The organism is Kineosporia babensis, assembly GCF_021129305.1.
GTDB lineage: Bacteria > Actinomycetota > Actinomycetes > Actinomycetales > Kineosporiaceae > Kineosporia > Kineosporia babensis.
This window is the reverse complement of record NZ_JAJOMB010000020.1, coordinates 187,827-197,710: the sequence shown is the minus strand read 5'-3', so window position 1 is coordinate 197,710 and position 9,884 is coordinate 187,827. Positions and strand designations below refer to the sequence as shown.

The 9,884-nt window shown below is 69.6% G+C and carries 9 protein-coding genes; 5 read left to right on the top strand and 4 right to left on the bottom strand.

The genetic code is table 11. The annotated features are described in order from the left end of the window. Positions 1-608: 608 nt before the first annotated feature. A complete protein-coding gene (locus LR394_RS30480; RefSeq protein WP_231448037.1) occupies positions 609-974 on the top strand; it encodes a hypothetical protein in 366 nt (121 codons plus the stop codon). Here LR394_RS30480 and LR394_RS30475 read toward each other — a convergent pair. After that, positions 964-1,806, bottom strand: a complete 843-nt coding sequence (locus tag LR394_RS30475) for an alpha/beta fold hydrolase (RefSeq protein WP_231448036.1) — start codon at positions 1,804-1,806, stop codon at positions 964-966. The genes LR394_RS30480 and LR394_RS30475 overlap by 11 nt on opposite strands. Before the next feature lie 69 nt (positions 1,807-1,875). Between LR394_RS30475 and LR394_RS30470 the strand changes: the two genes are divergently transcribed. Next, the gene (locus LR394_RS30470; protein ID WP_231448035.1) at positions 1,876-2,445 is read left to right on the top strand and encodes an RNA polymerase sigma factor; all 570 of its coding nucleotides are present in this window, start codon (positions 1,876-1,878) and stop codon (positions 2,443-2,445) included. Beyond that, positions 2,442-3,482 (top strand): hypothetical protein, encoded by a 1,041-nt coding sequence (locus LR394_RS30465; protein WP_231448034.1) that lies wholly within the window; start codon positions 2,442-2,444, stop codon positions 3,480-3,482. The genes LR394_RS30470 and LR394_RS30465 overlap by 4 nt, the downstream gene beginning before the upstream one ends. A 46-nt stretch (positions 3,483-3,528) precedes the next feature. Here the strand turns inward: LR394_RS30465 and LR394_RS30460 are convergent, their stop codons facing one another. Next, complete coding sequence (locus LR394_RS30460; RefSeq protein WP_231448033.1) at positions 3,529-3,987, bottom strand: response regulator; 459 nt, start codon at positions 3,985-3,987, stop codon at positions 3,529-3,531. Positions 3,988-4,124: 137 nt separating this feature from the next. Between LR394_RS30460 and LR394_RS30455 the strand changes: the two genes are divergently transcribed. Further along, on the top strand, positions 4,125-5,573 hold the full coding sequence (locus LR394_RS30455; protein ID WP_231448032.1) for a hypothetical protein: 1,449 nt from the start codon (positions 4,125-4,127) through the stop codon (positions 5,571-5,573). Here the strand turns inward: LR394_RS30455 and LR394_RS30450 are convergent. After that, positions 5,562-6,800, bottom strand: coding sequence for an ROK family transcriptional regulator (locus tag LR394_RS30450; protein ID WP_231448031.1), 1,239 nt, complete (start codon positions 6,798-6,800; stop codon positions 5,562-5,564). The two genes, LR394_RS30455 and LR394_RS30450, sit on opposite strands and share 12 nt — an antisense overlap. Positions 6,801-6,864: 64 nt before the next feature. On the opposite strand from LR394_RS30450, the gene LR394_RS30445 reads away from it, so the two are divergent. Next, complete coding sequence (locus LR394_RS30445) at positions 6,865-7,722, top strand: LacI family DNA-binding transcriptional regulator (protein ID WP_231448030.1); 858 nt, start codon at positions 6,865-6,867, stop codon at positions 7,720-7,722. Here the strand turns inward: LR394_RS30445 and LR394_RS30440 are convergent. Then, on the bottom strand, positions 7,719-9,803 hold the full coding sequence (locus tag LR394_RS30440; protein WP_231448029.1) for an alpha-galactosidase: 2,085 nt from the start codon (positions 9,801-9,803) through the stop codon (positions 7,719-7,721). The genes LR394_RS30445 and LR394_RS30440 overlap by 4 nt on opposite strands. Positions 9,804-9,884: the final 81 nt, after the last annotated feature.

Here is a 9,884-nt window from a genome sequence, read left to right as displayed (position 1 = left end):
TGATGGCGCTCGGGTGTGCCGAGAGCAAGAGGGATCGCCCCGAGTGTGGCGGCGGACATTGCTGTCGTCTGCTGGGACAGCATGCGGGCAGCATTCCCATAAACTGGAGCCAGGCTCTGAGCGGCCGTTGGTGGCTGGTCCGTCAGGCTGCCGCACGGCTTGTTTGATGAGGACAGGCCGAGGGGATGGGTGCTGATCCGGGCATAGGAGGTGGTTCATCCGCTCCATGCCGACATGAAGCGGTAATGGGCCAGCTGGAAGACATTTTCAGGCGCTTGTACCGGCAGCGGAACCTGATCATCCACGCGGGGCAGCTGACATCATGTGCCCTGCGTGGCTCGCTGCGGACTGCCGCACCACTCGTGGGTGCGGGTGTCGACACCGCAGTCCGGGCTGCAACGATCGACGGCGTGCCACCGTTGGAACTCGCAGCCAGGGCTGAGATTCGGCTGGCTGCAGCGGCCGTCGGCAAGTGCCCACTCTTGGGGCTGCTGTCCGCCAGCTACGTCCTCCCCGATCGGTGAGGCACTCGACAGAGCGGTCTCGCCCTGGCATTCCAAGGCGTACATTGACCTGACCGGTTTGGGCGATGACAGGTGGATTGGGCGATGCAGGTCTCCCCGAAGCCCGGGCACGATTATCTCAGCGGAGGCCTGCGCTTTCTGACCGAGCTGATCGCGTGGGTGGCTACGCCGTGGGCGTTGTGGTCGCACTCGAAGGTCTTGGCGATCGGTTCGGTGGTGCTGTTGATTGCGCTGCCGGCGATTTTCAGCACACCGGGGGACCGGCCGGGTGGTGACGGGCCGGTGGCGGTTGCGGGCATCGTCACGATCGGCTTGCTGGTGGTGCAGTTGGTGGCCGCCACCGTCGCGACGTGGGTGCTGGCGCCCACCTGGCTGGCTGTGATCGTCACTGTGCTGTGTCTGCTTGTGGTCGTGACTGAGCAGCCGCGCTGGCGTGCGCTTACCCGTTGACTGCCTGGGTGAAGGCGGCGACTCGGGCGGCGATGACGGAGTCCGGGGCTGTGTGGAATTCGCCGTCCAGCAGTTCGAAGGTGCCGTGCGGGGCGAGGGCAGCCAGGTGCCGTGCGGGTTCCTGAAGGTAGGCAGGGCTGCCGGTGCTGGCCAGGCCGAGCAGGGGCACGGTGAGTTGCTGGGCGAGGTCGGTGGGTAGTGAGTGGTCGTCGCCGCCCAGGCAGTGCCCGTCGTAGGCGAGGGTTGGGGCGACGGCGGTGAAGTGGGCCCACATCGGGGTGGCCTTCATGCCCTCGACCATGTCCTCGGGCAGGCCGACGGCCTTGAGCATGAAGAACTCGTAGGCGCCGTCGCGGTCACCGGCGGCGTTGAACTTCTCCAGCGTGGTTGTGTACCCCTCCGGCAGGGGAGGGCCGTCGGGCAGGCGGTACGGGGGCTCGAAGGGGATGACGCCGCTGACCTGAGCGCTGGCGGCGGTGGCCTGGAGGGCGAGCGCGGCGCCGGAGGAGAAGCCGGCCAGGAATGCCGGCCCACCCGGGCGGACGGCCTGGATCACGGCCTGGATGTCTTCTACCTCGCGTTGCACGGCGTAGGGCGCGGTGTCGGTGCTGTCACCCCGGCCGCGCCGGTCGTAGACCACCCCGACGCAGCCTGCGGCGGCCAGCGCCTCGGCCAGGCTGCTGGAGTCCAGACGGCGCTGGGTTGCGCCCCCGACGATCAGGACGAGCGGGCCGTCCGATCCGTTTGAGTCGTGGACGTCGAAGGCGATCACGGTGCCATCAGCGGAAACGGTGGTCTGCGGGGCGCGGGAGGCCACGGGCATCTCATACATGTTCTCTCCGACCGTCGATGACTGAGAAACTCATCGGAACGTTTCGGCGGCGACTGGACATGAGCAGGTGTGAAGGACGAAGCGTTCCGGCGCCTGTACACCACCCACTTCACGGCGATCCTGAACTATGCGCAGCGCCGGGTGAGCACCCCGGACGACGCCGCCGACCTGGTTGCCGAGACGTTCCTGGTGGCCTGGCGCCGACGAGCGGAGATACCCCCGGGCGGTGAGGCCCGGCTGTGGCTGTTCGGGGTGGCCCGCCTGGTGCTGGCCAATCACACCCGGGGCGAGCAGCGTCGCGTGCGGCTGGGCGAGCGGCTGCGGCTGGACCTGCGCGAAGGGCTCGAGGATCCGGCCGTCGACCTGGTCGAGGCCCTCGCCGTGGATGCGGCGCTGAGCGCTCTGGACGACACCGACCGTGAAGTGCTGGAGCTGACCGTCTGGGAGCAGCTCAGCCCGCGGGAGATCGGCGCCCTGCTGGACCTTCCGGCCCGGGTGGTGCGCTCGAGGTTGTTCCGGGCCCGGACCCGGATGCGTGGCCGGTTCGATTCCGGGAACTTGACGAACGATCGAGCGGGGGCCGGACATGTACCGGATGTCCGCACAGCGCTCACGCCGAGAAAGGAGAGGAAGGCATGAACGACCGTCAGATCGAGGATTTGATGCGCCGGGCCCGCCCGGTCCAGTCGCCGTCCTCCGGATTTCATCAGGCGAGGCAGGAACTCCTGGAGGAGATCATGTCCAGTCAGACCGAGGAAACCCTCGAAACCGGTTCCGACGTCACCCCGTTGCGAATCCGCCCGGTGAAGCGCACGGCCTGGCTGGCGGGAGTGGCTGCGGCCGCTGCGCTGGTCCTGCCCCTGGTTTTCTTCCCGAACAACGACGAAACGGTTTCTCCGGCGGCCGATCTGCCCCAGCAGGAGCTGAAGAGTGACGGTAACCCCTACCTTTTCGTGGAGAACGACGACTGGAAGCTGACCGAGCTGTACCAGGGCGCCGCGCAGGACGGCAGCGAGACGTTCACCCGGGGCCGGGAGAGCATGACGATCTCGTGGCTGCCGATGCGGATCTGGGACCGGACGCTGGAGCGGCTCGGCCCGGACATCGACGAGCGGGGCACGATCGACGTCTTCGGCCAGGAGGCCACGATTCTCGGCCTGGACCTGCACTACGAACTGCTGATTCCGGTCGGCGAGGTGTTCGTCACCGTGCGGATCGACGGTATCCGCGAGCGGGAGGCGTTCCTCTCGGCGGTGAGCGGGCTGCGGGTGCTGCAACCGCAGGAGTGGGAAGCCGCCCTCGGTGAGGGTTTCGTCCGGCCGGAGACCTCGGTCGCGGTGGCCGAGGAGATGCTCAGTGATGTTCCGGTGCCGGCTGGCCTGGAGGCGGCGGACTTGAGGGCCGAATACAGCCAGGACCGTTACTATTTCGGCATCGATGTGCTCCGTACGGTGAGCTGTGCCTGGCTGGAGGAGTATGCGCAGGCCCGGGCCGCCGACGACGACAAGGGCATGGCCGCGGTGGACGACGCGCTGAGCGGCCACCGCGAGTGGGCGGTGCTGCAGGAGATGAACCGCACGGGTGACTGGGGGAGTCAGGTGCCGATCTTCGCGGCCAAGGTGGCGATCCGCGCGGACGTCTCCCCGTACCAGGAGGCGTTGTCCTGCGACCGATGAGGGACGCACGCCCGGGCCGCGCGACTGTGTGACCCGGGCGTCCGGTTCAGTTCGAGCGCGAGTCGGGCGGCAGGATGGTCGAGACCGTGGTGAAGAACCGGTTGATCTGCTCCACCACCGCCTCCAGCTTGTCCAGGTCCAGCGGTTTGGTGACGAACGCGCTGGCGTGACCGTGGTAGCTGGCCAGTACGTCGGACTCGGCGTCGGAGGTCGTGAAGACCACCACCGGGATGGCCCGCAGCCGCTCCTCGGACTTGATCGCGGCCAGCGCCTCCCGACCGTCCAGGCGCGGCATGTTCAGGTCGAGCAGGATCAGGTCTGGGCGCGGGGCGTCGGCGTGCGAGCCTTCCCGGCGCAGGAACTCCAGACCCGCCTGGCCGTCCCCGGCCACGTGCAGTTGGGGCGGCACGCTGGCGCGTTCCAGGGCTTCGGTGATCATCAGGACGTCACCCGGGTCGTCCTCGACGAGCAGGACGACCGGGATGCGGGCGGGAGCGTTGGGCACCACGTCGTGGAGTGCCTCTCTGGGAGATGACTGCGGGTTGTTGGGAGCACCGCGGTTTGGCTGCACGGTTGACCGCATATGATCACACACTTCCCCTTCGGTCCCGTGCGTCGCTGGCGGCCGAAGCGCGGGTATGGGTGACTGAGGGGATGCAGACCCGGCACCACAGCGCGGACGAGCCGTTGCGCAGGCTCAGCCGCTTCGACGGGACGGGCTTCCACCCGGTCACCGCCGACAGCATCCAGGCCCCCTTCGTCCATGTCTTCGTGCACGGCTGGCAACCGGGGTTCTGGCTGCAGGAACGTTTCCACGCGGTGGGTGACCTGGTGGCCGAGCTGCCGGCCTGGGACCCGCGGCTGATCGACCCGACCGGCCGTACCCTGAGCTCGTACTACCTGCCGCTGCTGGAGGCCCTGGCCGGGCTCGGCGAGGACCACTGTGTGCTGCACTACTCCTGGCTGGACGAGTCGGCCACCGACGCCGACCTGATCCTGGCCTACCGCTCGCGCCAGGCCACCCAGAACAACGGCCGGCGCCTGGCGATGGCCCTGCAGCAGGGCCTGAGCAACCCGGACGCCCGGATCCAGCTGATCGGGCACAGCCATGGCAGCGCGGTCGCCGTGCACGCAGCGGCGGCGCTGGAGCGGGCGCCCGAGCAGGTGACGCTGCTGGACGCCCCCGACAACCGGCTCAGCCGGCTCAGCGGCGCCGCCAACCTGACCGACGTGGTCCTGCCCCGGATCGCGCCCGGTCGCACCGACGGCCGGACCTTCGTCGACTCCTACACCTCGGTCTTCGGCAGCCCGTACCACCGGATCCCCGGACTGTCGGCGGTGGTCGACGTGGTGCTGACCCCGGCCGGCAAGGCACCCGATCACAATGTGGTGCGGGCGGTGAACTGGGCGCATCTGTACGCCGTGGAGTGGTACGCCCGGTCGGTGCGCGAGTCGGGGCACGGCGTGGGCTACGGCTGGTCACCGCTGGCCGGGGCGAGCGTGGCCCGGCTGCATCCGTCCTACCGTTCGCTGTGGCCGTTGCGGCCCCTGGAACTGACCCGGATGCCGGAGATGGCGTGGAAGCCCTGGCAGCAGCGCGTGGCGGCCCGTGGGCTGCGGCGGGGCCGGATCACCGGGGCCGATCTCACCCTCGATGCGCACAAGCCCGCCGCGGCGGTGATCCTGAGCAGCCTGCCCGGCGACGGCCTGATCGAGTTCGGGCTCGAGGTCCAGGGCGGCGACGGCAGCGAGCAGATCCAGATCGACCTGGACGCGCTCACCGTCTTCGTGGCCGAGGCCCGCTACCCGGTACCGGCCTCCGGACGGTACGTGATGCTGGCCGACGGACGAGCCGGTGACCATCTGCTCACCGCCCGGCTGATCACCTCCGGGCCCGACTCTCAAGCTCAGGTTCGGATCACCGGCGTGACCATCGTGTCCTGGCCGGACGCCGCCCCCGGCTTCACCTTTCGCCGCCTGGCCCTGACCACGTTCACCTCCGGCGCGGTCAGCGGCAGCCTGGCCACGGTCGCGACCGGCGCCGGTCTGCTCTGGCTGCGCCGGCAGCTGCGTTCGCTGCTACAGCGCTGAGACCGGGCCCACCACGACGGGTTCCTCGTGAAAGACCAGCGCGGCGGCACCCACCGCCGCCGCGTCCGCGACATGCGCGGCCAGGGTGACGCCGACGGTGAGAAAGCCGTCGGCGTGCAGACGTTGTTCCAGCACCGCCACATAGATCGACCCGGCGGTGCTGAACGACGGCCCGGCCAGGGCCAGCGAGTCGATGTCCAGCAGGTGCGCGAGCGTGACCACAGCATCGGCCAGGTAGTGCGCGGACTCCTCCACCAGCTCCAGCGCGAGCGTGTCCCCGTGCACCGCGGCGGCGGCCACCATACCGAAATCCCTGAAGGGATCGCCCTCTTCGGTGAGCTCGATGGCCGAGGCGCGTCCCTCGTCCATCAGCAGTTGAGCTCTGTGCGCCACCGTATGGGGAGCGGCCAGGTCTTCCAGTGAAGGCCCGGCATCGCGTCCGGCCCGATGCAGATGCAGCCGTCCGAGCGGGCCCGGATTACCCCCGGCCCCGCGATGGACCGCCCCGGCCAGAATGAAGCCCGCGCCGATCCCGGCCCCCATGTACAAGGTGCAGTGGGCCACCGCGCCGGCGGTGCGCCCGCTCCAGTGTTCCCCGACGGCCGCGGCGGTGGCGTCGTTGTCCATCGCCACCGGCACCCCGAGCGCTTGGGACAAAGCGTCCCGTACCGGAAATCCGCTCCACCGGGGCAACGTGCGTGCCTCCCGGATCGCCCCGGCCTCGCGGTCGATCGTGCCCGGCACCGCCAGCCCTACCCCGATCAGCTGCTCGGAGCCGATGGCGGTGGCCCGCAGCAGAGTGTCCACATGCCCGGCGACGACGGTGATGACGTCGGCGGGGTCGTCCTGGCGGGCCCCGCGGACCCGGATCCGACCGACCACCGCGCCGCGAGCGTCCGTCAGCACCACCACGATCCAGTCGGCCCCGAGCTGTACCCCGACAGCGCAACGGGCCCGGGCCGAGATGGTCAGCATCACCCGGGGTTTACCGCCGGTGGGCTCACGCAGTCCGCTCTCCTCGACCAGTCCCTCGTCCAGGAGGGAGCGCACGGCGTGGGTGATCGCGGCGGGGGTGAGGCCGGTGATCTCGGCCAGCTGGACGCGGCTGATCGGGGCGCGGGTACGGATCAGATCCAGCACCACGCGCCGGGTGGATGTGCGGGGGGCCCGGCGGGCGCGCTTGCTCGTCTCAGGCCCTACATCCGCTCCGTACACGGGCGCAAGCATGGCACGGTCCGCTCGGCGCCGAGCACCGCTTTTCCCCGGCGCCGGGCATGTCATGCTGGGCGGCATGACTTCAGCGGCGGGGGCCGGTGCGGGCCCCCGGGTGGGCATGGCGCTGCTGGCGATGGATGACGACAGCGGCCTGGAACCGTTCTACGCCAGCCTGCTGGCCGGGCTGGAAGAGGAACTGGACCGCCACGACGGCACCGTCTTCCTGCACATCGTTCCGGATCTGGACGCCGAGATCCTCGCCTACCGCCGTTGGGTGGCCGAGGACCTGGTGGACGCGCTGGTGGTCTCCGACCTCGTCGAGGGCGACCCCCGTCTGGTGGTCTGCGCCGAGCTGGGGCTGCCGGCCATCCACATCGGCGGTGACCCAGCCTCAGGCGCCTGGGTGGTCGACTACGACAACGCCGGCGCCATGCGAGCCGCCGTCCAGCACCTGACCGGCCTGGGACACGAGAACATCGCCTGGGTCTCGGGTCCGGAGCGTTACCGCCACACCCAGGCTCGGGCCGAGGCCTTCACTGACGCGGTGAACGCGGCGGGTGGGCGGGGAACCCGACGGGAGGGCGACTACGGTGCGGCGGCGGGTACCAGCCTGACCGGCGAGCTGCTCGACCTGAACCCTCGGCCCACCGCCGTGGTCTATGACAACGACCTGATGGCCGTGGCCGGACTGCGCGAGGCCCGCCGCCGGGGCGTCCAGGTGCCGCACGACCTGTCGATCCTGGCCTGGGACGACTCAGCCAACAGCCGGATCTGCCACCCGCCGCTGTCTGTGGTCAGCCGCGACGTGCACGAGCTCGGCGTGATCACCGCCGGGGTGCTGCTGCAGGCGGTGCGCGGCGACGTCCCGATGGTGCAGACCCCACCCTGCGCCCAGGTCGTCGCCCGCGCCTCCACCGCGCCTCCGAAAAGTTAACTGGTGACGTGCACGACGAGGGCTTGCTGCGGCCACAGCGCCGGGATCTGCAGACCCAGCGTGTCGAGCATCAGGCCGCTCAGCACCACCTCCGGTTCGGACAGCCAGCGCGGCGTGATCCAACCCCAGCGGGCCTTTCCGATCTCCTCGCGCACGCGCACCTGATAGCTGCGGTCCGGATCGAGGCCGTGCAGCCGAACCGGCTCCGGCCGAGCATCTTCCAGCGTGGCCACCGTGGCGATCGTCCACACCCCAGCACGACGATCGGTAGCAACCACACCCCGCACCCGTAGAGCCGGATCACGGACGTCGGTGTGCACCACGGTGCCGCTGTGCAGCAACCCGCGCAGTTCCCGATACAGCCCGGCGAAACGCTGCAGCCGCTGCACCTCTTCCTCGTCGCACTGCAGCACATCCCATTCGAACCCCGCCGAACCGGTCAGGCTGGTCGCCAGCCGGTACGAAAGATCAACCGTACGGCCGGAACTGTGCGCGGTGGGCGGGCCGACGTGCGCACCGATCAGCTCCGGCGGCAGGAGCAGCTCGGTCCAGCGCTGAATGTCCTGCCGTTCCACCGCATCGTTGGAATCGCTGGCCCAGACCCGGTCGGCCACCTCGATCGCTCCCAGGTCGCAGCGCGCGCCGCCGGATGAGCAGGACTCGATCTCCAGACCCGGATGCCGGGCTTTGAGCTCCGCCATCAGTGCCAGGGCGGCTTGAGTTTGGGCATGCACACCGGGACGACCCCGGTGGCGGGCATCGACCAGGTCGCGGTTGTGATCCCACTTGATGAAAGCCAGCCCGAGCTGCGCCACCAGCCCACTCATCCGCTCCAGCAGGTAGCCGTACGCATCCGGATCGGCCAGGTCGAGCAGATACTGGGTGCGCCAGGAAAGACCTGCGGGTGAGGGAACCTGAGCCGGATCGTGCAGGAGCCACTCCGGATGGGCCCGGGCCAGATCCGAGTCAAGGCTGACCATCTCGGGCTCGAACCACAGCCCGAACTGCATCCCGAGTTCGCGCACCCGCTCGGCCAGCGGCTCCAGGCCTTCGGGCCAGACCGTGCGATCCACCTCCCAGTCTCCCAGGCCGCGAGTATCATTGCGGCGAGCCAGGAACCAGCCGTCGTCCAGAACGAACCGTTCCACCCCGATCTCAGCCGCCCGCTCGGCGAGCTGCAGGACCTTGGCCGGGTTGTGGTCGAAGTAGACGGCCTCCCAGGTATTCAGAACCAATGGACGGGGTGCCTGGGGATGCTGGGGACGTGACCTCAGGTAGGTGTGGAACTTGTGGGTCACCCCGTCGAACCCGTCCGGCGACCACGCGAACCAGGCCTTCGGCGAGGTGTAGGAACTGCCTGGTTCCAGGACGATTTCGCCGGGGCGCAGCAGTTCGCCCGCGCCCAGGAGCGTGGGGTTTTCCGGCAGGCGGTCGGTGCGGTAAGTGACGTCGGCGGGCCAGGCCAGGTGGACGGCCCACACTTCGCCGGAGCGGGCTCGGGCCTCGCCGTCAGAAAGAGCCAGCAGCCAGGGCTGATCGTGGCCGGGACGGCCGCGGCGTGTCTGCCGGGCCAACGAACCGCGGCTCAGCTGGGTGGTTTGCGGCGCCTTCTCACGGGTCCAGCGGCCGGAGAACGTGGTGACGCTGTCCGCTCGGGTGGGGACCGGCAGCACGGCTTCCAGCCACTGCACTTCGACCGGTTCGCCCTCGGTGCTCAGAACGTGCTGCAGGCCGAGCAGGCCACCCGGTTCCAGCCACAGCCGGGTGGTCAGGCGAAGGCCGGATTCATTGTCCTGTAAGGTTGTTTCGAGTTCCTGATCGGTCCCGGAGACGGTGCCGAGATGCCAGCGGGGGATCAGGGGGATGCCGTTGCGTACCAGCAGCAGACCGGGCCGGCCGGGCCAGCCGTCGGGCTCGGTGGGTAGAACGCCGGGGCGCCAGGCCGCATCGAGCGTGCCCGGGGGAGTCTGACGGTCGTCCGCGTCCCTGAGGGCGATGAGGTCCTCGGGGCTCAGAGGTCCGAGGTCGGCACCCCAATGCTGGACGATGGGGGGAGCGTCAGTGGGATGACGGACGATCACGGCCACTCCGTCACGCCTGAGCACCGACGTCTGCGGCGCAGAGGTCGGCATCGCTGACGTTGGGGTCGCGGATGCTGGGGG

Excerpts from the sequence above, each read along its gene's own strand:
- LR394_RS30445 (WP_231448030.1), top strand. The coding sequence starts at position 6,865 with ATGACTTCAGCGGCGGGGGCCGGTGCGGGCCCCCGGGTGGGCATGGCG.
- LR394_RS30465 (WP_231448034.1), top strand. The coding sequence starts at position 2,442 with ATGAACGACCGTCAGATCGAGGATTTGATGCGCCGGGCCCGCCCGGTC.
- LR394_RS30450 (WP_231448031.1), bottom strand. The coding sequence starts at position 6,800 with ATGCTTGCGCCCGTGTACGGAGCGGATGTAGGGCCTGAGACGAGCAAG.
- LR394_RS30475 (WP_231448036.1), bottom strand. The coding sequence starts at position 1,806 with ATGTATGAGATGCCCGTGGCCTCCCGCGCCCCGCAGACCACCGTTTCC.
- LR394_RS30480 (WP_231448037.1), top strand. The coding sequence starts at position 609 with ATGCAGGTCTCCCCGAAGCCCGGGCACGATTATCTCAGCGGAGGCCTG.